The following is a 23,211-nucleotide window of genomic DNA, read 5'->3' as shown; positions in this document are numbered from 1 at the left end:
CCCGGTACAATCGCACTTTTAAGTTTCCTTCCAATTCTTTATTCGATAAATCTACGAATTAAGACGTAATTTTGGCTTGTGAAAATGAATTATAAAAAACCGGATGATTCCAAAGTGCGGGCCAAAAAGCATCTGGGCCAGCACTTTCTGAAAGATTTGAATATTGCCCAACGCATCGTCGACGGACTCTCCGGCCACGGTGGTTACGACCGCGTCCTGGAAATCGGACCGGGTATGGGCGTTCTTACCCAATTTCTTTTACCCAAAACCAACTTTACAACCCATGTCATCGAGATCGACACCGAATCGGTAGCCTATCTTGAAAAGCATTATCCGGACCTTTCGCCACGCATTATCGCGGGTGATTTCCTGAAATTCAATCCGGGCGACTACTTTGCCGGCAAGTTCGCGATCATCGGAAATTTCCCCTACAACATCTCCTCGCAGATATTCTTCCGGGCCCTCGAAATCCGTGACCGCATTCCGGAGATTGTTTGTATGCTTCAAAAGGAAGTAGCGCAGCGCATTGCATCGCCTCCGGGTAATAAGGATTACGGTATTCTGAGCGTGCTGTTGCAAGCCTTTTATGATATCGATTACCTGGTGTCGGTACCGCCCGGCGCGTTCGATCCTCCGCCGAAAGTGCAATCCGGCGTAATAAGGCTACGCAGGAATGCGGTAGCGGCGCTTGAATGCGATGAAAAACTGTTTTTCAGGGTGGTAAAAACTGCATTCAATCAGCGGCGCAAAACCTTGCGCAATGCGCTGAAACCGGTAGGCGAAATACCGGACCATCCTTTGCTCAACAAACGGGCCGAACAATTGAGTGTTCAGGACTTCGTTACGTTGACGTTACTTGCCCAAAATATACAGGCAACGAACTAAACCTTCTCTGAGACAGTATATTCAATAAGCTAAAAGCATTTCGCCAATCGCTAAAAGCTCATTACGATGACGTTCGAATTAACCCAGCTATACGTAGACCACATTCAGGAACTGATTGAAAAAGAGGACTCTGCGGCCATCCGGTCGGAAATGGAGAACCTCTTTGCGGCGGATATTACCAGCCTGCTATCCGAGCTGGAAACTGAAAGCGCGAAATTCCTGGTCAATCAGCTGAATATCGAAACCGGTGCGGCGATTCTTGCCGATATGGACCGGGGCGAACGCCGGGACTTTCTGAAAGCCTTTACCTCGGAGGAAATATCCAAATTCGTCAACCTGTTCGATTCCGATGACGCCGTGGATTTGCTGAACGAGCAGCCCATTCGCGTGCGTGAAGAAGTGATCGCCTTGCTCGAAGACCGCGAACAAGCCCGGTTTATCCTTGATCTGCTGCACTACGACGAGGACGTAGCCGGTGGTTTGATGCAGAAGGAGCTTATTAAAGCGAACGAAAACTGGACTGTGAACCAATGCATCGAAGAGCTTCGCACCCAGGCCGAGGACGTGGAGAAGGTGTATGCGGTGTATGTGGTGGATGATTTTGGTAAACTGCTGGGCATTCTCTCCCTGAAAAGGATTGTGCTCGCGCATAAGAACACGAAAATCGAGAGCCTTTACGATAAGGACGTTATTTTCGTCGAAACCTACCGCCCCGCCGAGGAAGTGGCCGAACTGATGCGGCGCTATGACCTGGATGCCTTGCCTGTCGTGAATGTGCAGGGGAAACTCCTCGGCCGCATTACCATCGATGATATCGTGGACGTAATTACCGACCAGGCAAGTTCTGATACCCTGGCTATGGCGGGTATTACCGGGGACGTGGAAGAAGACGACAGCATCTGGCAACAAACCAAAGCCCGCTTGCCCTGGCTGCTCGTAGGAATGATGGGGGGAATCCTGGCCGCAAAGTTTATCAGCTTTTTTGAAGGCGACCTCAAAATCATTCCGGCAATGGCTGCATTTATTCCCATTATCGGTTCAACAGGCGGTAATGTGGGGATTCAGACGTCTTCCATTATTCTGCAAGGCCTTGCGGATAAGACCGGTATCGACACCACATTGGGTCAACGGCTGATCAGGATGTTCGCTGTGGCGTTTATCAATGGACTCATTATCAGCGCTATCGTTTTCGGATTCAATATGTTGATCGGGAATGACTTGCAACTGGCATTGGTTGTTTCCACCGCATTGATGTCGGTGGTGTTTCTCGCCTCTTTTATGGGCACATTAACACCGATTTTACTCGAAAAAATAGGCATTAACCCGGCCGTAGCGTCCGGGCCATTTATTACTACCGCCAATGACCTGATCGGTTACGGTGTTTATTTCGGTCTTGCACATTTGCTACTCAAATTGTAGTATCGAGGCGGACTAGCATTCACTCAGACTGATCGGAATATTCACCGCAAGTCCGCCTTCGGAAGTTTCTTTGTACCGGTTGTTCATATCCAGCGCGGTTTGCCACATAGTTTTGACCACATTATCAAGGGAAACTTTCGCGTTCTCGGGGTTGCTTTGCAAGGCAAGCTGGGAAGCTGTAATTGCCTTGATCGCGCCCATCGTGTTCCGTTCGATACAGGGAATTTGTACTAATCCCGCCACCGGATCACACGTGAGTCCCAGGTGATGCTCCATCGCGATTTCCGCAGCCATCAGGCATTGCTGCACTGTTCCGCCGGAAACCTGTGCCAACCCGGCGGCCGCCATCGCCGATGATACCCCGATCTCCGCCTGGCACCCTCCCATAGCCGCCGAAATCGTCGCACCTTTTTTGAAAATACTCCCGATTTCACCTGCTGTGAGCAGAAACCTGAAAATATCCTCTTCGGTACCACCGCAAAATGTCACATGGAATTGCAGCACCGCCGGTATTACACCCGCCGCGCCATTGGTAGGCGCCGTAACCACGCGGCTGTAAGCGGCGTTTTGCTCATTCACGGCCAATGCGAAGCAGCTCACCCAATCGAGTGTATAATTGAAGCCAGAACCGCCCTTACGGATTTGTTCGATCCATTCCTCGCAGCCTGCACAGGCGTGCCCTTTTAATAGTTTCTGGTTCAATTCGGCGGCTCTGCGCTGTACGTTCAGGCCGCCTGGCAGCACACCTCTGTGCTGGCAACCCAGGAAAATACTGTCCTGCATTACCCGCCAGATATTCAACAGATCCTTTCTGATAGTTGCATCATCCCGCCAAATCCGCTCATTGTCGAGCACCAACTCCCAGATTGCCTTGCCCGTAACCCGGTGCCATTGCAGCAAATCCGATGCTTGGTCAACCGGATATGGGATCTCCGATAATGCAGCCCCGGCCGCGGCCTCCCTGCCCTCCTGGATCACAAAGCCACCGCCTATCGAATAATAGGTTTCTTCTAATACGCGGCCGTCAGTACACAAAGCCGTGAAAGCAACTCCATTCGGATGAAATGGAAGCGACTCCGATTTATGAAACACTACATCCGTTTTGGGGTTGAAATGAATTTGCATTTCGCCGTGCAAGCGTATCGTCTCGCTCACAGCTATGTCCGCGAGAATACGGTCGATCGAACTTGTTTCGATCGTTACAGGATCATAACCGCTCAAACCGAGGATAACTGCGATATCCGTACCATGCCCTTTACCCGTTTTCGCGAGTGAGCCGTAGAGATGTACCGTCACTTTTTCGACGCTATTCAGCAGGCCTCGCTCTTTCACGGCTCCTAAGAATTGCTGTGCAGCCCGCCACGGGCCTAATGTATGGGAACTCGATGGGCCAATGCCTATCTTAAAAATGTCAAAAACGGAAATGCGTTCTGATGTCATGAATGAGGTAATCGAAAAGGAATTACTTCTTGATATGCCGGTTTTGGAGTTCAGGGGGGAGTCCGGCTTTTGCGAGCATTTCTCTTCCTTTGGCTACTTTTTCGGGAAAGCCCACCGTACGCTCGTACTTATCAAGTTCAGGGTTGTACGTTCCCAATCCCTTGTTGGATGCCTCGGTTTCAGTGAGTATGCTTTTCATAGTGTTTGAGATTTTCATAAAACTATAACAATTTCGATATGAGAAATGCTTCATAATTGATATTTTTTTGAAAAGGATAAAAACGACCGTTCAAATAGCCCCACACCGAATAATCATTCTTTATCTCGTCATAACGGTTACTTATAATGATGCGGTACAATCTAGTCCGAACGGGAGTGCTGCCAGTCAGGTGGATGGTTACACCTGTATTTTTGGACAGAAATTCTACCGCGATTCCGACAACAGTAGAAAGTACCATTTCCATGTCACCGTTATCTGTAATTGCCAGGTCATTAAATCCGGGATCACCACCCACCCAATCCCCAAAACCGAGGTTAAAGATACCTTCCTGCATCAAATCGAATTGAACCTTTTTGATAACCCTACCTTTCTTTCCTTCGCTTACAAAGGAATAAACCTTGTTATCGAGAGAGTATTGAACATCGTACCGCGGTTGATCCATCAAAGAAGCAAGTGTGTGCTTGGCTGAAACTTTACACATATTTAAGTTCCCATTATGGCGATTTACCCAAGCCGAAATGCAACCGGTCACATTCATTAAACCATCGGCTTTTCACGTGCCGTTTAAGCCTTTTCAAAGATTACCCCGTACTTTTGCGCACATACGAAGAACCAATACATAACATATGATTGCAGTAATCCAGCGCGTGAGCAGCGCTTCGGTGACTATTGAAGGGAAAGTAAAAGGTGAAATCAAAACAGGCTTTATGGTCCTTCTGGGCATCACGCATGCCGATCTGCCGGAAGATATCGAGTGGCTGGGGAAGAAGATCGTCGGGCTACGGGTATTCAATGACGAAGAAGGGAAGATGAACCTGGATCTGAAAACCGTGAATGGCGACATTTTACTGATCAGTCAATTCACATTGCATGCAAGCACGAAGAAAGGCAACCGGCCGTCATTCATCGAGGCTGCGAAGCCCGATATTGCCATCCCGATGTACGAAAAAATGATCGAATTCCTGGGAGCCGAATTGGGCAAGCCTATCCAGACAGGCGAATTTGGGGCCGATATGAAGGTTTCGCTGCTCAACGACGGCCCGGTCACCATTGTCATTGATTCAAAAAACAGAATCTGAAACTGACTTCACAAAAGCCCCATTCAATCATTCACTCATTCAAAATCAAACATGACCATCCAGGAAGCACAAGAACAAGTCGATCAATGGATCAAAACTTACGGCGTACGTTATTTCTCAGAACTGACCAACATGGCAATCCTGACCGAAGAAGTGGGTGAGCTCGCCCGCATTATGGCACGTACGTACGGCGACCAGTCGTTCAAGAAATCGGATTTGGGAAAAGATCTCGGCGATGAAATGGCCGATGTACTTTGGGTGCTCATCTGCCTTGCCAACCAGACGGGCATTAACCTCACCGAGGCATTTGAAAGGAACATGGCTAAGAAGACAGACCGCGATAAGGACCGCCACAAGCAGAACCAGAAACTGCAATAGCCCCTATAACAGAACAAGCCCGGAAATCCGGGCCTGCTCTGTTATCTATTTTTCCGAAATGATAATATTACATATCCAGTAACAGACGCATCGGATCTTCGAGCAACTGCTTCACGCGAACCAGGAAGCTTACCGAATCCTTGCCGTCTATCGTGCGGTGGTCGTACGACAGCGCTACATACATGATCGGACGAACGACGATCTGACCATCTACCACTACCGGGCGCTCTACGATATTGTGCATACCCAGGATAGCTGATTGTGGCGCATTGATGATAGGCGTCGAAAGCATCGATCCGAATGTACCACCGTTAGTGATCGTGAAGGTACCGCCCGACATTTCGTCAAGGCCCAGTTTACCGTCACGTGCACGAACCGCCAAACGAACGATTTCCTTTTCAATCGCTGCAAACGAAAGTGTCTCAGCATTGCGGATAACCGGCACTACCAGTCCGCGCGGTGTTGAAACAGCCACCGAGATATCAGCGAAATCGTTGTATACCAGTTCTTCGCCATCGATTTGGGCATTGATAACCGGGAAGTCTTTCAACGCAACGGTTACCGCCTTCACGAAGAACGACATGAAGCCTAGTCCTACTTCATGTTTTTCTTTGAATTTATCCTTGAATTTAGCGCGCAAATCCATTACCGGCTTCATGTCCACCTCGTTGAAAGTGGTCAGCATAGCCGTCTCGTTTTTCACCGCTACCAAACGACGTGCGATGGTTTTACGCAACGACGACATTTTCTCGCGACGAGAAGCACGTGCGCCGGCCACAGCAGGGGCTGCCGCAGGAGCCGGGGCAGCAGGCTTAGCCGCAGCAGGAGCTGCTGCCGGTGCCGCTTTCTCAGCTTTCAACGCATCGTCTTTCATGATTTTGCCTCCTGAACCCGAACCGTTTACATCCTTAGGATCGATTCCTTTTTCAGCCAGGATTTTCGCGGCCACAGGCGAAGCATGTTTCTCGCTGTAAGCTTTGTCGGCAGAAGCAGCGGGAGCGCTTGCTTGCGCAGGAGCGGCCACAGGAGAGCCAGCAGCCGGCGACCCGGTAGTTACAGCGATCGTGCAGATAACCGCGCCGATAGCCAGTGTATCACCTTCTTTTCCTACGATGGTAAGGATACCAGCTGCTTCCGCAGGCAATTCAAACGTTGCCTTATCAGATTCCAGCTCGCACAGGATTTCGTCGACAGCCACATAGTCACCATCTTTTTTGCTCCAAGAAGCGATGGTTACTTCGCTGATAGACTCTCCTACCGCAGGAACTTTCATTTCATAAACCTGGCCCGTTGCAGCGGGTGCAGCTGCTGCCGGAGCTTCGGCTTTTGCAGGTTCCGCGGCAACAGGAGCTGCTGGTGCAGCTGCCTCCGCCTTTGAAGCCGTTTCTTTCGGAGCAGCACCGTTAGCCGCCTCGATGGTTGCTATCAGCTCGCCGATATTGAGCGTATCGCCTTCCTGCGCCTTAATATGTAATATCCCTTCTGCTTCCGCGGTGAGTTCAAATGTCGCTTTGTCCGAATCCAGCCCGCAGATCACTTCGTCCATCTTCACAAAATCGCCATCATTTTTGAACCAGTTTCCTATCGTAACCTCGGTAATCGACTCGCCAACGGGCGGTACTTTTATTTCAATTTCAGCCATTTTATGTGCAATCTTGTTATCGAATTAAGTCAAAAATTATAGGAATATCATTCAAAAGCTCTATTGATGATCTCCGCTTGTTCCTTCGTATGGATTTTAGAGAACCCTGTCGAAGGTGAAGCACTCGGTTCGCGGGCGATTACCTGCAATGGCTTCACACCTTTGTACATGCGGAGCATGAATGTCCAGCCACCCATGTTGAAAGGCTCTTCCTGTACCCAGAATACATTTGCATTTTCGTACTGAGCCAGGTGCGCGTCGATCTGCGTTTGCGGGAACGGATGCATTTGTTCCAGACGAATGATCGCCACGTCGTCGCGTTTGTCTGCTTGCTGTCTTTCGTATAGTTCGTAGTAGAGCTTACCAGTACATAGCAACACTTTTTTCACCTTCTTCGGATCTGCATAAGTATCTCCGATGGTTTCCTGGAATGAACCGCTTACCAGGCTATCGATCGGCGAAACGCAAAGCGGGTGACGCAGCATCGATTTGGGCGACATAACGATCAACGGCTTCCGGAACGGGAACTTCAACTGCCTGCGGAGCAAGTGGAAGAAGTTAGCCGGTGTAGTTACGTTCGCCACAATTATATTATAGTTTGCCGAAAGTTGCAGGTAACGCTCCGGACGCGCATTGGAGTGCTCCGGCCCCTGGCCTTCGTAGCCGTGCGGCAGCAACATCACCAGGCCTGTCCAACGGTCCCATTTGGTTTCGCTCGATGTTACGAACTGATCGATGATCACCTGCGTACCGTTGGCAAAGTCACCAAACTGTGCTTCCCAGATTACCAATGCATTCGGGTTAGCCATCGAATAACCAAATTCAAACCCTAATACCCCATACTCTGAGAGCAGCGAGTTGTAGATCATGAACTGGCCCTGGCCGTCCTGAATGTGTTGCAAGCTGTTGTAAGACGCATTCGTTTCCACATCGCGCAACACCGCGTGGCGGTGTGAGAATGTACCGCGTTGTACGTCCTGGCCGCTCAAACGGACGATATTGCCTTCCGTAAGGATCGAACCGTAGGCGAGTAACTCGGCAGTGGCCCAGTTTACTTCCTTTTTGTCAAAGATCATTTGCTCACGGTCTTTGAGCAATTTGTCGATCTGTTTCAGTCTGTTGAAGCTCTCCGGAGTGGTGATCAGCGCTTTACCGATCTTTTCAAGCACTTCCAGAGGTACACCGGTTTCCGGTGATTTCTCAAAATCTTCCGGTTTTGATTTACGCAGGGTATGCCATTCCTGTTCCAGCTTCGGCATGGTGTACGGCAATGCTTTCTGCTTCACCATATCAAGACGTTCCTGCAACAACTGCTTGAACTCCTTATCCATGTTGGCTGCCAGCTGTGCATCCACATCGCCACGCTCCGCCAGTGTTTTCTGGTAGATTTCGCGTGGGTTCTGATGGTTCTCGATGGATTTATAAAGAACCGGCTGCGTAAATTTAGGTTCGTCCGCCTCGTTGTGTCCGTGACGGCGGTAGCAAACCATATCAATGAATATATCCTTATTGAATTTCTGACGGTATTCCACCGCAAGGCGCATACAGTACACTACCGCCTCCGGATCATCACCATTGACGTGCAGTACAGGCGCATCTACGATTTTTGCGATGTCCGTACAGTAGATCGACGAACGCGCGTCTGTGAAGTCGGTCGTAAAACCAACCTGGTTGTTGATCACAAAATGGATGGTACCGCCGGTGTAGTAGCCATTCAGTGCCGACATCTGGGTCACTTCGTAAACGATACCCTGTCCTGCCACAGCGGCATCACCGTGGATCAATACCGGCAATACGCGGTCGTAATCGCTGTCGTACATGCCGTCGGCGCGCGCGCGGATGTAGCCTTCCACAACCGGGTTTACCGCTTCGAGGTGAGACGGGTTCGGCGCAAGTTTCAGGTGTACATGATTACCATCCTTGGTGGTGATCTGGCTCGCAAAACCCATGTGGTATTTCACGTCACCATCGCCCCAAACCTGGTCGGGCAGGTTACCTTCGAACTCGTTGAAGATCTGGCCGTAGGTTTTCTGCATGATGTTGGCCAGCACGTTCAGACGGCCGCGGTGCGCCATACCGATCATCACTTCTACCACGCCCATTTCGGCGGCCTTGTTGATCATCGCGTCCAGCGCGGGGATCGTCGTTTCACCGCCTTCCAGCGAGAAGCGTTTCTGTCCGAGATATTTGGTATGCAGGAAGTTTTCAAAAACAACCGCCTCGTTCAGCTTTGAAAGAATGTGTTTTTTCTCATCGATCGAGAAAGTCATTGTCAGCGCTTCCTTCTCGATTTTTTTGCGCAACCAGCTCTTTTGCTCGCGGTCGCGGATGTAGAGGTATTCGAAACCGATATTTCTTGCATAGATCGTCTGCAATGCATCTACGATCTCGCGCAAGGTGGCCGGACGATCAAAGACCTCAACACCTGCTTCAAACACGGTATCGAGGTCTTCGGGTCCAAGATTAAAATCAGCAATGTCCAATTGCGGACGACGGTCTTTCCTTTTCTGGATCGGGTTCGTAGTCGCCAGAAGGTGTCCCCTCGACCTATATCCACGGATCAAATGCACCACTTCCATTTCTTTGCGAATGCGTGCAGGGTCCGTTTTTCCAACTACCGCAGCCTCTTTGCCGTTGGCAGCACCATTGGTATGTCCGTTACCGGTAGCAGGGAATTTTTGGTAAAAATCATAACCTTCAAAAAACTTCTGCCAGCCTTCATCTACGGAAGCTGGGTCTTGCTTATAGGAATTGTACAATTCATCGATATAAGCGGCGTCGGAATTTGCTATATAAGTGTATTTATCCATCACAAAAGTGAGTATTTCATTTACGGCACAAAGGTACGAGACTTATGTAAAGATTACGAATAAAAATATCCTTTTAACTTAACGCGAGAGACGATTGGAAATGGTTCTAGCCACTAGAATTTCTGAAATCCTTTGGGATTCGGAATAAATTTCAACATGAGCTCGTGGATCCCCTTTGGCCCTGAGTAGGAAGCGTAGATCTGTTCTACCTGTCGCGTGCTGTAAAAATACCCCAGCCGCACATTTCTTCCCAGCTGAACCTCAGCGGTTAACTGCAAATAATCCACTTTTGCCGAAAAGGAATTGTAGCCGCCTCCTACCCGATACGACGCGCCCAACCCAACCTTCTCCCTGAACCAGAATCGGGATCCGAAATCAACCCTGAGTTTATGATCCTTTTCCTGGACAACCAGCACATGCGGCAGCATCATGACATCCTCGCTCAACTCGTGACTTCCGCCAGCGGTGATATACAGTGGCCGGCGGTAAAAGCTACCCACGATCTGGTCGCCGAACTTTTGTGAAAGCACTTCCGGCTTCGAAATCCCGAAATACAATTGATCCGACCGCAGCCAGGCACCCAGCCCGAAACTGCCCAATGCACGGTTATTACCGATAGAAGTCCCGTTCGTAACCGGCAGCACATTGATTCCCCCCTGGGCGCCAAGGCCTAACTTCCAGGTGTCGGACAAGCCAAGATGAAATGCAAATGAACCCACAAAACCGGTAGTCGTGAAATAACTCGTCTGGTCGTTCAATGCCTGAAAACCTATCCCGAACTTGCCATTAGCAACGGTACCATCGGCGGCAAAGGTTTGGCTGGTGGGGGAATTGGGAATGTTGAACCATTTCCTGCGAAAAATCGCGGTCATATTAAAGTCCTCGCGCACGCCCGTAAAGCCGGGGTTGATCGCCATCGGATTCTGGACGTATTGCTCGTAAAGCACCTCCCGCTGCGCCTTAGCCGCGCCCAGGCTCGCTACCAACAATGTCCCGGCCAGAAAAATCCTTCTCGAATAGTGATGTGTGTTTTTCAAAAACATAGCACTGAAATGGGTTATTTTAAACAAAAATGGCAGGAGAGTGAGCCCCTGCCATCTTAATAACTCTTGAATATTGCTTTTTTACTGTTGAATCAGATCAAAAATCGTAACCCAGTGTTACGTAAGGAATTGGCTTATTGGTGTAGCCGTTATCAACTCCCCAGGCGTAATCAAATTTGGCATAGAAACCGAACAACGTCGTTCTCACACCAGCACCGTAACCCATCAGGTAAGGGTTTTTATAATTGGTAACCGTCGCGCGGAACGTCCCGCTCGGGTCCGTGATGATTTGCGTATTCAGACTGTTGTTTTCACTGAATGGCCCTTTGCCTGTCCACGCAGTACCAATATCACCGAAGCCGACTATCTGGAAGTTACGCAGGAAGCTCGACGTAATCGCGCCGCGGTAAAGGTATTTCACCAACGGAATTCTCAGTTCTGCATTCAGCAACATATAACTTGTCCCCGACAGCCTGTTGAGTTTAAAACCTCTCAGGTTAGTCGCAAAATCAGCGAAGAAAATGTCGCGGTTATCACGCTGGAAGTTCAGCGGGTTGTCTCCGGTACGGTTCTCCTTGCGGTTACCGAGCCAGTTTTCCATACCACCAAGGATATTCTGCTTGGGCGCACGTCCGCCCGAGTGGCTGGCCGCTGCACGCACCGCCAGGATCAGGTCGCGGTGGATTTTCTGGTAGTGACGGAAATCGAGGCTCACGCGGTTGAAGCTCTCATTTCCATTAGTCAAACCCTGGTACAGGTCGTAACGCAGCTTGAAACGCGTTCCTTCCATCATATTCATACCATTCACCCGGGTGTTATCAAATACAAATTCGCTGCGCAAGCCACCGTAGTTCGAAGACAAATCCGGATTAGGCAGCAGCACGTCGATCATTCTCGTAGATGTGAACATCGGCGACACCGAGAAACGGCTCGTGGTTGAGAATGGGTACGATGCAGTGAACATCAATTGGTTGAAGCGGTATTTCTGAATCAGCCCCTCCGAGTCGTTGTATAATGTCCTTCTGTCCACGCGCAGACCGAAGTCGACCCGGTAGGTATTGTTGTTGTATTCGGCAAACAAATCACTGTTCCGGAAATTGGACGAAATGAAAAGCCCGGCCTTAATGACGTGGTTTTCGAGCAGATCGTTCATCGAAATCGACTGTGCATAGCCGAATCCGCGGATAGGGTCGATGCGCCAGTCGGAACTTGCGTCATTGGTAATAAACAGTCCTTTGTAGTTATATGGTCCTTTGATGGCGATATTCTCACGGACTGCCTTCGTGCGCGAGGCTACGCCCGGCGTTGTAGGGAAGTTTCCGCGGTTTCTTCTCGATTCAAATGATTTCAAAACATCTTCATCGAACTCATAATTATCCGTATCAACTTCGCCCTCTTTCAAAGCCAGTTTTTTTGGTTGATCCGCCTGCGTTGCTTTGGTAGTCGAATCCGCTTTTACCGCGTTAGCAGCACCGTTGCCCGGGTTCCCCGCGCTGGCAACACTCAACGATGGCGGATTGACCGTCGCATTAATATCAAAACCGTTCTTGAATGCGGCAGTATAATAACCGTCATTCAAATAAGTATAGGCCAATGCCCCGCCCGGCGCTTTCAGGTTCACGTCGGCGTTGCGGATGTTCTGAATGTAGTTGGTCAGCTGCGAGCTCGTCTGTGAAGCACGGTTATACTTATAAAGATTATTGACACCTTTTCCATTAGAAAGATAAACCACGTCATTCTCGTCGGCATACACCGGTGTCAGCTTGGTCTTTCCTTCCGACTCCACCAACTTGACGATGTTTTCCGATCGCGGCGTTCCGTCGTGCTCAAAAAGTGTATAAGAAGGCGCAATGGATTTGAAGTTTCCTTTATCTCCTCTACCCAACGAATCCACCGGTCTGTTGGAAGAGAAAACCACCCGTCGCGAAGAACCCTGAATGAAGCGTGGTGAAAGATCGTCGTAAAGGTCGCTGGTGAGCGGCAATGCCGAAGCCCGCGCCACGCTGATGAGGAAAATATCGTTCTGACCGGCCTTATCCGCGCTCACGGCGAGCATCGAACCGTCGTGCGACACATCCATATCCACAATCTGATCCAAACCGCGGATATTGCGTTTTGTTTTAATCCTGATTTTCTTGGTACCTACATTTTCGTACCGGTACAGGTTCTTCTTGTCGTTTTCATTAGCCAGAATCGTCAGCTCATTGTTTCTCGACCAGCCCAAAAGCGGCGGCTGTGTTTTCATCCGGCCGCCGATAATATCCAATTTGCCCTGACGTACTACTTTTTTCGACCCCGATTCACTATCAAACAAATACACGCGGTAACGACCATTTTTGATCTCGCTCACCGCCGTGAATTTCTTGTCGGGCGATACTTTGATCACCGCACTCGCATCGGTCACGTTGAATTCATTCAGTTTATACTTCCAGGTCGGGCTGGGATCTGCGTAGAACTGCTCGGCATTCTTGGTCTGGTTCAGGTAATAAGCCCGCCAGTCGCGCAGGAAGCGGTTGTAGGATTGCACGCCGAGCGTACTGGTGATACTGGTTTGCTCAGTGCGGATAATCCGGGTGAGGTTGAGAATATCAGAAATTTTATCCTTTCCGTAACGTTCCGCGATATAGTTCCAGATCGAGTGTCCGATCAGCGTTGCGTCATCGCCTGTCATGAGCGTCGGCTTGCGGATATTGCGGTTTTTGAAAAAATCACGCATATAATCGTTCAGCTCCGGCGACCAGCCTTCTGCAATATAAGCAGCTGTTCCCGACATGAACCATTCCGGCAATGTAAGCAGGAGCGAGCTTTGCAGCGCCTCTTTCATATTACCGCCATACAGCATATCATACACGAAAAGAAGGCTGATATCCCGTACGAGTTTTTTACGGAAACCAATCTGATCGCCTGTATACGCAACCTCCACGCGGGATTGCGACAGGTTCAGTTTCTGGTCTGAAAGGTTATCCAGCACCGAAAGCCCCATATTGCTCTGTTCGAGCTCTGCGGGGGAGTTGTACAGGAATATTTTTACGCGGTTATAGGGCGTCCAGCCGAGCACATCGGTGATTTTATCAAACTCGCTCTCCGCATATTGAGCCGTCAGCTTTGCGAGATTGGTCCCGCCCTGGTAATGGTAGATTTCAAAATTGGTGGTCCGGAAAATCTTCCAGTTGAACTTCTTGTACTGGACCCGGTTCTTTCCAAAAGTCTCCTGTGAAGGATAGCGCTGTGCTATTGAGTCGTTGAATAATCCAAAAACTGCTAAAAGACCGATCGAAAAGGTTAATGTGTAAATATATCTTCTGCTCATATTGCTTAGGCTGACGTCAACGGAAATATAACGAAAAATACCTTTTTATATTCACTAGCGGGTTCAATTCTTTGCCGTAAATCAGGTGGTTACAAAACTCTTTAGCCAGAAATGGAGCAAGCGTAACGCCCTTTGTACCTAACCCATTGAAAATAGACACATTAGGAAACTCCGGGTGAATACCGATCAGCGGGCGGCGGTCACGCACGGATGGGCGTATACCCGCCTGAGCGCCCTTTAATGTGTAACCGGTGCTAAGCAGGCCCTGCAATTTCGCTTCCAGTTCCTCTGTTGCGGCTTCCGTAACCTCCCAGTCGAGCGGGTTCCACGAGTAGGTCGCCCCCACTTTCATCCTATTTTCAGTCAGCGGTAATGCGAATATTCCCTGGTTGATGATGTACGGTTTCACCGGAACGTCCGTGGCGATTTCCAGGATTTGTCCTTTTACGGGAGTAAACGGCAGCCAGTTGAACCAGCTGTTTTCCAACGCAAAAAAACCCTGACAAAAAACGACCGTTTTGAACCGCTTGCCCTGCCATTCGATACCTTCCTCCGTTCGTAAAAATTGCGCTGGATCGAAGGTTGCTTCTACATATAAATTGCGTTCCTGAAAATACGCGCGACTGGCGTCCAGCAATGCCGGAAGATCGATCCAGCCCGATTGCACTACCTCCAAACCACCGAAACCCGCATTTACATAAGGCATTTCTGCCCCTGGGTCGGGCGCGTTGGCTACGTAAGGACTAATGCCCGGGTCAGCCGTTTGCGCGAGGTAGGTGTTTTGCTCTTCGATCGACCGGAAAGGCCGGTAAATCGGAGCTAAGTGCATTAGTTTACAGTCCAGTTTTGTTTCGAGGTTCCCGTAAAATGTTCTTGCATAGGGAAAAAGATCATCAGCCAACCAGGTCTTGACCAGCTTTTTGCCCGTCAACGGATTGAAAATACCTGCTGCAACGCGCGAGGAAGAAGGCATAGAAGCGTCACCAACGATTTGGAAGCTCTTTCCTAAATCGTGCAGATGCCAGGCTACGGATGTGCCGCCTATCCCCTGCCCTATTATAAGGTAATCGTAGTCAAATGAGGGCATATTAGCTATTGTCGGCGGCGCGGCGTCTGAGCGACAGCCCGATCTGCTCATCGGCAAGGCGTACCACCACTTCCACCTGCTCGTCGAGGGTCATAAATGAGTTATCAATATAAATAGCATCCTCAGCCTGGCGGAGCGGACTTTCAGCGCGGGTAGTGTCGATGTAATCGCGTGTTTTGAGGTTTTCCAGGATCTCTCCCAGATCCACGATGTCGCCTTTTTCCATTAATTCCAATTGGCGGCGATGCGCGCGGATCATCGGATCTGCGGTCATGAAGATTTTCAACTCGGCCTGCGGAAATACGACTGTACCAATGTCACGGCCGTCCATTACTATACCTTTCGTTTTGCCCATTCGCTGCTGCTGCGCCACCAATGCATGCCGCACTTCGGCGATAGCGCTCACCTCACTTACCCTTTCGGAAACATACATTTTACGGATCTCATCCTCGACATTCAAACCATTCAGATACGTATCGTTGCGGCCGAGTTCAGGATGCCGGCGGAAGGAGATATGCACCTTCGACAAGGCGTTTTCTACTTCCTTAGGATTGGTAAGACTAATATGATTCTGGATAAAATACAGTGTAACAGCCCTGTACATCGCACCGGTGTCGATGTAAGGGTAATTCAATTGCTTGGCAACCAGTTTCGCAGTCGTGGATTTCCCACAACTTGAATAACCGTCGATCGCAACGATAATCTTGGGCATATTGGAAAGTGTAATTTTACAGAGCGTAAAAATACATTTTTAAAGCTCATTCCCCGGCTAGCTTCACAAACAAATGTTCGTCCAGGACCTGGTCGTTTTTGATAATGGCCTTGCGGTGAATCGCTTCGAGTTTGTAACCGGCTTTTTCCAGCACGCGCATCGAGGCCGGATTGGTTTCAAATACACCTGCGAAGAGCCGTGTGATGGTGGTATTGGCAAAAATCCAGTCGGTCATTTGCATTACTGCGGCGGTGGTAATGTTGAGCCCCCAGTAGGGTTCGCCGAGCCAGTAGCCGATCTCAGCATTATTGCGGTGAATATCTTCCTGGCGCAGCACACCTATCCCGCCTACAAACTCATCCTGATAATAGATCGCCCGGTGGAAGCTCTCGCCGCTGTGCCGCCCGTTGCAGAAATCGATCCAGTAATGAGCGTCGGAGAGCGTGTAGGGCGAGGGAAAATTATCCCTCACCTGCGCTACTACATTTTTGTTATTGGCCAGTTGGGCCAGCCTTTCGGCAATATTTCTTGTGAACGGTCTGAGTGTTACCTGTTGGTCCATACAAAACTATTCGCCTTCGAGCAGGAAGATCACCATACTGCGCGCCCCGTGCGCGCCGATGACCAGCGATTGCTCAATATCAGCAGTTTTTGACGGACCTGCAATAAAGCAGCCCCAGCCCAGCGTGTCCTGCAAGCGCACGTACGCCTCGTGCATATTGTCCACGAGCGCATTACGCGGGATCACAAATGCGAGGTTCTGGGTAATAAATGGCAGTACCCGATGCGGCAAATACTGGTCTGATATCCATACCGCCCCATTTTCCGCCACGCCGAATTCAGCCTGCACGATGGCAATTTCCACGGTTTCCAGCTCGTGCGGGTCGGAAACGTTGAGGCTGAAATCCGCCCAGGCGCTTAATGCGGGAATAGTCGTAGCACGGTTCACGACGCCCGCGTAAAGTTCCTCGGCCTTCGCCGAGAGCTCTTCCAGGTTTTTCACCACGATCACCTCGGTGTAAATCAGGCTGAGCATTTCGCGGAATTTGTCTTCGGTGCTTTCAAAATGGCTGACAAAAGTGGTTACCGACGGCAGCTTCACTTCCTCAGGTTTGTTCTGCCTGATCTGGCTTAAAATTCTATCTCGTGAGCTCATATCAATTCTTTCTGTTACGTACATACCAGTCGCGGAAGCTTTCCTCAGGCGGCTCGGGCATATCGCGCTGTTTGTACCAGGGATTCAATGTATTGTTCACCATGAATGGCATGGCGCGCATCACCGTCCGCCCCAGCCTGCCCGACCATTGGTAAAACCGCGGCGCAGCCAGCACCGTCGACATGGCCCGTATGCCTATTTCCTTGCTTTTCGGAACGTGCCCTTCCTTCGCAAGCACCTGCCGCCATTTATACAGCTGGTCATGAATGTCGATTTTCACCGGGCACACATTCGAACAGCTGCCGCATAGTGTACTTGCGAAAGGCAAATCCGCATTTTTGGTCATATCCAAATTAGGAGCCAGAATCGAGCCGATCGGCCCGGCGACCGCATTGTGATAGCTATGCCCGCCGCTTCTGCGGTAAACCGGGCAGGTATTCATACAAGCCCCGCAGCGAATGCATTTCAAAGAATTCCGGAAATCCTTCCTTCCCAATTGCGTGCTACGCCCATTGTCTACAATCACAATATGCATTTCCTGCCCCTCGCGCGGCTTTTTGAAATGGCTGCTGTAAGTAGTAATCGGCTGGCCTGTGGCGCTTCGGGCTAGCAGCCGCAGGAATACGCCCAAATGCTCCTGTTTGGGGATAATCTTTTCAAAACCCATGCAGGCAATGTGAATGTCGGCCAAATGCGCGCCCATATCGGCATTACCTTCATTCGTAGAGACAACAAAGCTACCCGTTTCGGCCACGGCGAAATTCACGCCTGTCAATGCTGCGCGGCGCGTGAGGAACTTGTCGCGCAAATGCTGGCGGGCGGCTTCGGTGAGGTATTGCGGGTCGGTAGCGCCAGCTTCGGTGCCCAAATGTTCGTGAAAAAGGTCGCCGATATCCTTCTTTTTCAGGTGGATAGCCGGCAATACAATATGGCTCGGCGGCTCGTTGCGGAGCTGCACGATGCGTTCGCCCAGGTCGGTATCGATCACCTCGATGCCGTTCTTTTGAAGGAACTCGTTCATATGGCATTCCTCGGTGAGCATCGACTTGCTTTTGACCATCTTGTCGATCTTATGCTTCTTTAAAAGCCCGAGTACAATCTCGTTATGCTCTGCCGCATTCGCCGCCCAATGCACCTGCACGCCGTTTTCCTTTGCTTTTTGTTCAAAAGAAATCAACAACTCATCCAGGTGCGAGAGCACATAATGCTTGATACCCGACGCGGCTTCGCGGAGCTGCTCCCACTCGGGCAATTGTTTGGATGATTTATCGCGTTTCTGACGGACAAACCACAGGGTCTCATCATGCCAGTTTACGTAAGGTTCGTCTCTGTTGAACACTTCGGAGGCGTCCGCGTGCTCCATTACTGTTTTGGACATAGCTGCCTTAACAATTAGATAATGGTATTTAAAGAAGAATAAGATTTGTACTTTTCACATTCGTTGCATTATTTCAAGTTTGCAGTTTGTTTAATAAACAACTTTTTACAAATCGAAAAAATGCTATTTTCTTGTATTGCAATATCTTATACTTTTGAATCAACAAAGTTTTTCGATCGGGGCATCGGAGTCTGAACTAAGTTCAGTTTAACTTTTTTTAGACATTAAATTATAACTCCTATGAAAACCAAAAACACTCTTATTATCGCAGCCTTCACAGGCTTGCTTCTATCAGGATCGGCATTCGCAGCTAATGCCCAGGACAACTTCGCTACCGCAGACAAAACTGAAAATGCTTCTACCAAGCTGACGGTTCTGCAGGTTAAACCATTGCAATTTCGCGTTTCTTATAATAATCCAATTTCAAAGAATGTAGTTGTACGTATTCTGGATAACGAAAAGAATGTGCTTTTCTCAGAAAACCGTAAAGTTGAAAACAACTATCTGAAATACTTCGATTTATCAACTCTGATGGACGGTACTTACACGTTCGAAATCACGGATGGTAAAGAGAAGACTGCACAATCGTTTGATATTTTGACTACAACCAGCCGCGTTGTTTCTTCAATCAACTAATAACGGGGCGCTTCTCAGATTCCATCCCAGCGCTTAAACTTTGTATACACCGGGGCTCAATGTACGGGCTCCGGTTTTTGTTTTTTAATCCCGGCATTCAGAATTTCAGCGATGTGCATCACCTGCACATTAGAATTGCTGCGTTTGAGAATACCTCCCAAATGCATCAGGCAACTCATGTCCGAGCCGGTAATGTACTCCGCATTGTGCCGAATGTGATCAGCTACGCGGTCCTTACCCATTTTCACCGATACCGCTTCCTCGCTCACGCAGAACGTTCCGCCGAAGCCGCAGCATTCGTCGGTGCGGTCGAGATCGACCAGCTCGATACCTTTCACTTGTTTCAAAAGCGATACCGGCTTCGAAAACGGCGCGGCATTCAGTTCCGACATTTGCGACAAATGCAGCCCGCGCTGGCCGTGGCATCCCTGGTGCAAACCTACCCGGTGCGGGAACTCCGCTTCGATGGTATCTATTTTCAAAATGTCGGTTATAAACTCGACCAGTTCGTAAACTCTTTTTCTGAGCACTTTCGATTCGTCGGCCTTGTTATCGGCCTTCAAATGATCCTTGATATGCAGCACACAGCTCCCCGATGGCGATACCACGTAGTCGCAATCTTTGAAAAGATCATAAAAAAGATTGTCGCACGAGCGTGACAAATGTTCGAATCCGGAGTTAGCCATCGGCTGACCGCAGCAGGTCTGGTTCAACGGAAATGTAACTGTGCAACCGAGTTTTTCAAGTAATTCGAGTGTCGCGATCCCTACTTGCGGATAAAACTGATCAACATAACAGGGAATAAATAATCCGATCTTCCAATTTGAGTAATTCATTTTCTACCAAAATTCGATGGTGGCCTGAATGGGATAGTGATCAGAAACGTCCGGATAATTTCGGATCACCTTGTAGTTTTTAATGCGGACCTTGTTGTTGAGCAAGGCAAAAATGTAATCGAGCCGGTCGCCCGGTAAACCTTCGTTCCAGGTCTGCATCTGTGATCCGCGGGCAGCGTCCTGCCAGTTTTTTCGGAACGAAAAGTAAGGCTGCTCGTTCGGTCTGGCGCCCATGTCCATACCCAGGAGCACGGGCTGGACGCTGTTAACGAGCATTTGGTTAATATAAGCGGCCTGCAAGGCGCGATCCATCACCGAAGCATATTCGAGCCGGGAGTTACAAAACCGGAAGGTAACCGATCTCGACAGCCGGATCAATCCGCATTGCAGCACTTTTGGGTCGGCCCCAGCGGTTTTAGGCAGATGGATCACCTGTGTTTTCTCAAACGGCCAGTTCGAAAGGATTCCTACCCCCTGCGTACCGTTTTCATTGGTATCGGCCACGGCATACGCGTAATACATGCCTGTCTGCGCGGCGATCTGCCTCAGCTGGAACTGCACCTTCCCTTTGTCCATCAGGCTGTCGACCGCCTGCAATGCGACAAGATCCGGGTCATTTTCCTTGATTATCCTTAAAATATCCCTCAGATTCGACTCCTCCTGATTATTCAGCCCATGCCGGATGTTGAAACTCATCAACTTCACTTCCACAGCCTGGCGGGGCTGCGATGAAAGCAATGCAAATGATAAAATAAGGATGGATAATGCGTAAAGTAATCTACTCAACCTGTTCGAATGCTAGTTCATACCACGACCTTTATTCTCAGAGGGCAAATATCTGTTCCATTAATACCCACTTTTCGCCTGGTTTGGCAGTGGGCAATGCTTGTTGGTATTTCCACATGAGCTGCTCCCATTCCTGTACTTTCGGATTGTCGGCATCCATCCGGGCTTTTGTTTCAAAACTAAAATCGTCTTCTGTCTCCATGATCATGAACAGGCGATTACCAACCCGGTAAATGTCCATCACGGTAATGCCGGCACTCGTAATACTCTTATGGATTTCCGGCTGGATTTGTTTGTGATAACCTTCGTACTCCGCGATCATTTGCGGGTCGTCGACAAGGTCCACCGCAAGACAATATCTTTTCATAATACTATTTAAATATCGAGGTTATAAAAGCGTCTCGCGTTATTGCCCATCACATCGCGCACTTCATCGTCGGAGAACATGCTCAGGTAGTCGGTCAGGATTCCCTTCGCGCCCTCGTACTCACCCGCGACCAGACATACCGGCCAGTCGGAGCCATACATAATGCGTTCGGTTCCGAATGCTTCGAAAACGACATCGAGATAAGGCCGGAAGTCGGCTTTCTCCCAATGCATCCAGGTGGCTTCGGTCACCATGCCGGATACCTTGCAATGCACGTTCGGCAATTCGGCGAGTCGGCGAATGTCGTCGGCCCACGGTTGCAACTCCTGTGCTTTAATGAGCGGCTTGGCAATATGGTCCAGCACGAAATGCACATTCGGCAGCTTTACCGCGAAGTTAAATGCTTCTTTCAGCTGGTTTTGGTAAATGAGAATGTCGTAGGTAAAATCGAATGCGACCAACGTACCCACGCCCCGGATAAACTCGGGTTGCAGCAGAAAGCCTTCCGGCTGGCCCTGTGCTACGTGGCGGAAGCCTTTCAATTTCTCAAACTGCGAATACCTTTCGAGCTGATCATACAGGTTCACGGCTTTGAGGTCTACCCATCCTACCACGCCTCTCACAAAGTCGTTGGCTTCGGCCAAATGCAGCAGAAACTCCGTTTCCGCATCGTTCTGCGAAGCTTGTACAGCCACACAGCCGTCGACCTTGTTGGCTTTCAGGACCGGCCAGAGGTCCTCCGGTAGAAAATTCCGCCGGATAACCTTCATATCGGGCGTGATCCATGAATCACGTTCCTCGTCAAATATCCAGAAATGCTGGTGAGCGTCGATCGTCATATACTTCTTTACTGTGGTGGTAACTTGGTCAGTTACGGTCAGGGGTTGTCACTGGTAGTCAGGTGTTGTCATTATTGTCATGTGTGGTCATTCATTGTCAAGTGTAGTCAATTGCGGTCAAGTGTGTGTGATATCAGAAATCAAATGCACCTGACAGCGAATCACTACAAATGACTATACCTGACCATCCCTGACTACTAATGACCACAAACGTCGCAGATTCCCTTACACCGTCGCCTTCCAGGCAATCGCTTCCTGTTTTTGTGAACCCAGTTTTTCAATACCTAATTCTACGACGTCACCTGCTTTGAGGTAAACCGGCGGCTTCATGCCCAAGCCTACGCCCGCTGGTGTGCCGGTGGTGATCACATCTCCCGGAAGCAGCGTCATGAACTGGCTCAGGTAGCTTACCAGGAACGGGATCTGGAAAATCATATCGGATGTATTGCTATCCTGGATTTTCTTGCCGTTCAGGCTCAGCCACAAATCGAGGTCGTTAGCATTGCCTACTTCGTCGGAAGTGACCATATATGGACCCAGCGGAGCGAAGGTATCATTGCTTTTACCTTTCACCCATTGGCCGCCGCGCTCCATTTGGAACGCCCGTTCCGAATAGTCGTTGTGAACGGCATAACCGGCCACATAGTCCAATGCATTAGCTTCGTCGACGTAGCTTGCTTTTTCACCGATTACCACGGCCAGCTCTACTTCCCAGTCGGTTTTCTCCGAGTTTCTCGGGATAATCACCTGGTCAAACGGCCCACACAATGCAGTGGTTGATTTGAAGAAAATGATCGGCTCTTTCGGCAATTCAGTCGCTCCCGACTCGTAAGCATGTTTGGCATAGTTCATACCAATGCAAACAATCTTTGAAGGACGTGCCACGCAGGAACCATAACGGAAGCCTTCCGCCACTTTCGGCGCAGACGCCGCATTGGTTTCCAGCCACGCCGACAAACGGGCGATGCCGTCGGTCGCGAAGAATTTCTCATTATAATCTTCACCAAATGCCGAAACATCCAGCTTCGTACCGTCAGCCAATTCTACGCCCGGCTTTTCATTTTCAAATGCACCAAATCGAAAGAGTTTCATGGAAAGGGATATTTGGGACGGGGAATGCTATAAGCAATAGGCTGTAAGCTGTAAGCAGTAGGCTGTAAGCTTTATGCGACTAAATTCCGCCGTCTT

Annotated in this window: 22 protein-coding genes; 5 read left to right on the top strand and 17 right to left on the bottom strand. The window is 49.6% G+C overall.

The features are described from left to right. The first annotated feature begins 84 nt into the window (after nt 1–84). On the top strand, nt 85–885 hold the full coding sequence (rsmA, locus tag J2Y43_RS31230; RefSeq protein WP_309992073.1) for a 16S rRNA (adenine(1518)-N(6)/adenine(1519)-N(6))-dimethyltransferase RsmA: 801 nt from the start codon (nt 85–87) through the stop codon (nt 883–885). Nucleotides 886–951: 66 nt separating this feature from the next. After that, entirely contained in the window at nt 952–2,304 is a 1,353-nt protein-coding gene (mgtE, locus tag J2Y43_RS31225) for a magnesium transporter (RefSeq protein ID WP_309992070.1), read from the top strand. Between the two features lie 12 nt (nt 2,305–2,316). Here the strand turns inward: mgtE and J2Y43_RS31220 are convergent, their stop codons facing one another. Genes J2Y43_RS31220 through J2Y43_RS31210 form a run of 3 tightly spaced genes read right to left on the bottom strand, consistent with a single transcriptional unit; the run spans nt 2,317 to nt 4,502 of the window. Beyond that, entirely contained in the window at nt 2,317–3,744 is a 1,428-nt protein-coding gene (locus J2Y43_RS31220) for an L-serine ammonia-lyase (RefSeq protein WP_309992067.1), read from the bottom strand. Between the two features lie 22 nt (nt 3,745–3,766). After that, nucleotides 3,767–3,943, bottom strand: a complete 177-nt coding sequence (locus J2Y43_RS31215; protein WP_309992063.1) for a hypothetical protein — start codon at nt 3,941–3,943, stop codon at nt 3,767–3,769. Between the two features lie 22 nt (nt 3,944–3,965). After that, on the bottom strand, nt 3,966–4,502 hold the full coding sequence (locus J2Y43_RS31210) for a DUF6934 family protein (protein ID WP_309992061.1): 537 nt from the start codon (nt 4,500–4,502) through the stop codon (nt 3,966–3,968). 88 nt (nt 4,503–4,590) lie between these two features. On the opposite strand from J2Y43_RS31210, the gene dtd reads away from it, so the two are divergent. Together dtd and J2Y43_RS31200 are read left to right on the top strand one after the other, a co-directional pair. Then, nucleotides 4,591–5,043: a D-aminoacyl-tRNA deacylase gene (gene dtd, locus J2Y43_RS31205; protein ID WP_309992058.1), complete on the top strand. Its 453-nt coding sequence runs from the start codon at nt 4,591–4,593 to the stop codon at nt 5,041–5,043. Between the two features lie 51 nt (nt 5,044–5,094). Further along, entirely contained in the window at nt 5,095–5,421 is a 327-nt protein-coding gene (locus J2Y43_RS31200; RefSeq protein ID WP_309992055.1) for a nucleotide pyrophosphohydrolase, read from the top strand. A gap of 67 nt (nt 5,422–5,488) precedes the next feature. On the opposite strand, the gene odhB is transcribed toward J2Y43_RS31200, so the two are convergent. From odhB to J2Y43_RS31155, 9 genes are all read right to left on the bottom strand, one after another. Beyond that, nucleotides 5,489–7,063 carry a 2-oxoglutarate dehydrogenase complex dihydrolipoyllysine-residue succinyltransferase gene (gene odhB / locus J2Y43_RS31195; protein ID WP_309992052.1) on the bottom strand — a complete coding sequence of 525 codons (1,575 nt, stop codon included), beginning with the start codon at nt 7,061–7,063 and terminating at the stop codon, nt 5,489–5,491. Between the two features lie 47 nt (nt 7,064–7,110). Beyond that, nucleotides 7,111–9,873 carry a 2-oxoglutarate dehydrogenase E1 component gene (locus J2Y43_RS31190; protein WP_309992049.1) on the bottom strand — a complete coding sequence of 921 codons (2,763 nt, stop codon included), beginning with the start codon at nt 9,871–9,873 and terminating at the stop codon, nt 7,111–7,113. A gap of 113 nt (nt 9,874–9,986) precedes the next feature. Further along, a complete protein-coding gene (locus tag J2Y43_RS31185; protein WP_309992046.1) occupies nt 9,987–10,916 on the bottom strand; it encodes a PorP/SprF family type IX secretion system membrane protein in 930 nt (309 codons plus the stop codon). Between the two features lie 97 nt (nt 10,917–11,013). Then, nucleotides 11,014–14,226 (bottom strand): hypothetical protein, encoded by a 3,213-nt coding sequence (locus tag J2Y43_RS31180; protein WP_309992041.1) that lies wholly within the window; start codon nt 14,224–14,226, stop codon nt 11,014–11,016. Between the two features lie 16 nt (nt 14,227–14,242). After that, on the bottom strand, nt 14,243–15,313 hold the full coding sequence (locus J2Y43_RS31175) for an FAD-binding oxidoreductase (protein ID WP_309992038.1): 1,071 nt from the start codon (nt 15,311–15,313) through the stop codon (nt 14,243–14,245). A gap of 1 nt (nt 15,314) precedes the next feature. Further along, a complete protein-coding gene (gene cmk, locus J2Y43_RS31170) occupies nt 15,315–16,025 on the bottom strand; it encodes a (d)CMP kinase (RefSeq protein WP_309992035.1) in 711 nt (236 codons plus the stop codon). Nucleotides 16,026–16,071: 46 nt separating this feature from the next. Further along, on the bottom strand, nt 16,072–16,587 hold the full coding sequence (locus J2Y43_RS31165) for a GNAT family protein (protein ID WP_309992032.1): 516 nt from the start codon (nt 16,585–16,587) through the stop codon (nt 16,072–16,074). A 6-nt stretch (nt 16,588–16,593) separates the two neighbouring features. Then, on the bottom strand, nt 16,594–17,181 hold the full coding sequence (locus tag J2Y43_RS31160; RefSeq protein WP_309992030.1) for an LUD domain-containing protein: 588 nt from the start codon (nt 17,179–17,181) through the stop codon (nt 16,594–16,596). A 1-nt stretch (nt 17,182) separates the two neighbouring features. Further along, a complete protein-coding gene (locus tag J2Y43_RS31155; protein WP_309992026.1) occupies nt 17,183–18,559 on the bottom strand; it encodes a lactate utilization protein B in 1,377 nt (458 codons plus the stop codon). 240 nt (nt 18,560–18,799) lie between these two features. On the opposite strand from J2Y43_RS31155, the gene J2Y43_RS31150 reads away from it, so the two are divergent. Continuing rightward, nucleotides 18,800–19,195 carry a hypothetical protein gene (locus J2Y43_RS31150; RefSeq protein ID WP_309992023.1) on the top strand — a complete coding sequence of 132 codons (396 nt, stop codon included), beginning with the start codon at nt 18,800–18,802 and terminating at the stop codon, nt 19,193–19,195. Nucleotides 19,196–19,251: 56 nt separating this feature from the next. On the opposite strand, the gene J2Y43_RS31145 is transcribed toward J2Y43_RS31150, so the two are convergent. From J2Y43_RS31145 to J2Y43_RS31125, 5 genes are all read right to left on the bottom strand, one after another. Next, entirely contained in the window at nt 19,252–20,031 is a 780-nt protein-coding gene (locus J2Y43_RS31145; protein WP_309992020.1) for a (Fe-S)-binding protein, read from the bottom strand. A 3-nt stretch (nt 20,032–20,034) separates the two neighbouring features. Further along, entirely contained in the window at nt 20,035–20,817 is a 783-nt protein-coding gene (locus tag J2Y43_RS31140) for an endonuclease/exonuclease/phosphatase family protein (protein ID WP_309992017.1), read from the bottom strand. 37 nt (nt 20,818–20,854) lie between these two features. Beyond that, on the bottom strand, nt 20,855–21,184 hold the full coding sequence (locus J2Y43_RS31135) for an L-rhamnose mutarotase (RefSeq protein ID WP_309992014.1): 330 nt from the start codon (nt 21,182–21,184) through the stop codon (nt 20,855–20,857). An 8-nt stretch (nt 21,185–21,192) separates the two neighbouring features. Beyond that, nucleotides 21,193–22,023 carry an amidohydrolase family protein gene (locus tag J2Y43_RS31130; protein ID WP_309992011.1) on the bottom strand — a complete coding sequence of 277 codons (831 nt, stop codon included), beginning with the start codon at nt 22,021–22,023 and terminating at the stop codon, nt 21,193–21,195. 225 nt (nt 22,024–22,248) lie between these two features. Beyond that, complete coding sequence (locus J2Y43_RS31125; protein WP_309992008.1) at nt 22,249–23,115, bottom strand: fumarylacetoacetate hydrolase family protein; 867 nt, start codon at nt 23,113–23,115, stop codon at nt 22,249–22,251. Nucleotides 23,116–23,211: the final 96 nt, after the last annotated feature.

This window comes from Dyadobacter sp. BE31 (genome assembly GCF_031457695.1).
Classification (GTDB): domain Bacteria; phylum Bacteroidota; class Bacteroidia; order Cytophagales; family Spirosomataceae; genus Dyadobacter.
The sequence above is the reverse complement of the archived record's forward strand: the minus strand, read 5'-3'. Positions and strand labels throughout refer to the sequence as shown.

What these genes read in the sequence shown, in the direction of transcription:
- J2Y43_RS31165 (WP_309992032.1), bottom strand. Translation starts at nt 16,587, where the DNA reads ATGGACCAACAGGTAACACTCAGACCGTTCACAAGAAATATTGCCGAA.
- J2Y43_RS31210 (WP_309992061.1), bottom strand. Translation starts at nt 4,502, where the DNA reads ATGAATGTGACCGGTTGCATTTCGGCTTGGGTAAATCGCCATAATGGG.
- J2Y43_RS31200 (WP_309992055.1), top strand. Translation starts at nt 5,095, where the DNA reads ATGACCATCCAGGAAGCACAAGAACAAGTCGATCAATGGATCAAAACT.
- J2Y43_RS31180 (WP_309992041.1), bottom strand. Translation starts at nt 14,226, where the DNA reads ATGAGCAGAAGATATATTTACACATTAACCTTTTCGATCGGTCTTTTA.
- J2Y43_RS31135 (WP_309992014.1), bottom strand. Translation starts at nt 21,184, where the DNA reads ATGAAAAGATATTGTCTTGCGGTGGACCTTGTCGACGACCCGCAAATG.
- J2Y43_RS31215 (WP_309992063.1), bottom strand. Translation starts at nt 3,943, where the DNA reads ATGAAAAGCATACTCACTGAAACCGAGGCATCCAACAAGGGATTGGGA.
- J2Y43_RS31145 (WP_309992020.1), bottom strand. Translation starts at nt 20,031, where the DNA reads ATGAATTACTCAAATTGGAAGATCGGATTATTTATTCCCTGTTATGTT.
- J2Y43_RS31125 (WP_309992008.1), bottom strand. Translation starts at nt 23,115, where the DNA reads ATGAAACTCTTTCGATTTGGTGCATTTGAAAATGAAAAGCCGGGCGTA.
- J2Y43_RS31155 (WP_309992026.1), bottom strand. Translation starts at nt 18,559, where the DNA reads ATGTCCAAAACAGTAATGGAGCACGCGGACGCCTCCGAAGTGTTCAAC.
- dtd (WP_309992058.1), top strand. Translation starts at nt 4,591, where the DNA reads ATGATTGCAGTAATCCAGCGCGTGAGCAGCGCTTCGGTGACTATTGAA.
- J2Y43_RS31150 (WP_309992023.1), top strand. Translation starts at nt 18,800, where the DNA reads ATGAAAACCAAAAACACTCTTATTATCGCAGCCTTCACAGGCTTGCTT.
- J2Y43_RS31130 (WP_309992011.1), bottom strand. Translation starts at nt 22,023, where the DNA reads ATGACGATCGACGCTCACCAGCATTTCTGGATATTTGACGAGGAACGT.
- J2Y43_RS31175 (WP_309992038.1), bottom strand. Translation starts at nt 15,313, where the DNA reads ATGCCCTCATTTGACTACGATTACCTTATAATAGGGCAGGGGATAGGC.
- cmk (WP_309992035.1), bottom strand. Translation starts at nt 16,025, where the DNA reads ATGCCCAAGATTATCGTTGCGATCGACGGTTATTCAAGTTGTGGGAAA.
- J2Y43_RS31220 (WP_309992067.1), bottom strand. Translation starts at nt 3,744, where the DNA reads ATGACATCAGAACGCATTTCCGTTTTTGACATTTTTAAGATAGGCATT.
- rsmA (WP_309992073.1), top strand. Translation starts at nt 85, where the DNA reads ATGAATTATAAAAAACCGGATGATTCCAAAGTGCGGGCCAAAAAGCAT.
- J2Y43_RS31190 (WP_309992049.1), bottom strand. Translation starts at nt 9,873, where the DNA reads ATGGATAAATACACTTATATAGCAAATTCCGACGCCGCTTATATCGAT.
- J2Y43_RS31185 (WP_309992046.1), bottom strand. Translation starts at nt 10,916, where the DNA reads ATGTTTTTGAAAAACACACATCACTATTCGAGAAGGATTTTTCTGGCC.
- mgtE (WP_309992070.1), top strand. Translation starts at nt 952, where the DNA reads ATGACGTTCGAATTAACCCAGCTATACGTAGACCACATTCAGGAACTG.
- J2Y43_RS31160 (WP_309992030.1), bottom strand. Translation starts at nt 17,181, where the DNA reads ATGAGCTCACGAGATAGAATTTTAAGCCAGATCAGGCAGAACAAACCT.
- odhB (WP_309992052.1), bottom strand. Translation starts at nt 7,063, where the DNA reads ATGGCTGAAATTGAAATAAAAGTACCGCCCGTTGGCGAGTCGATTACC.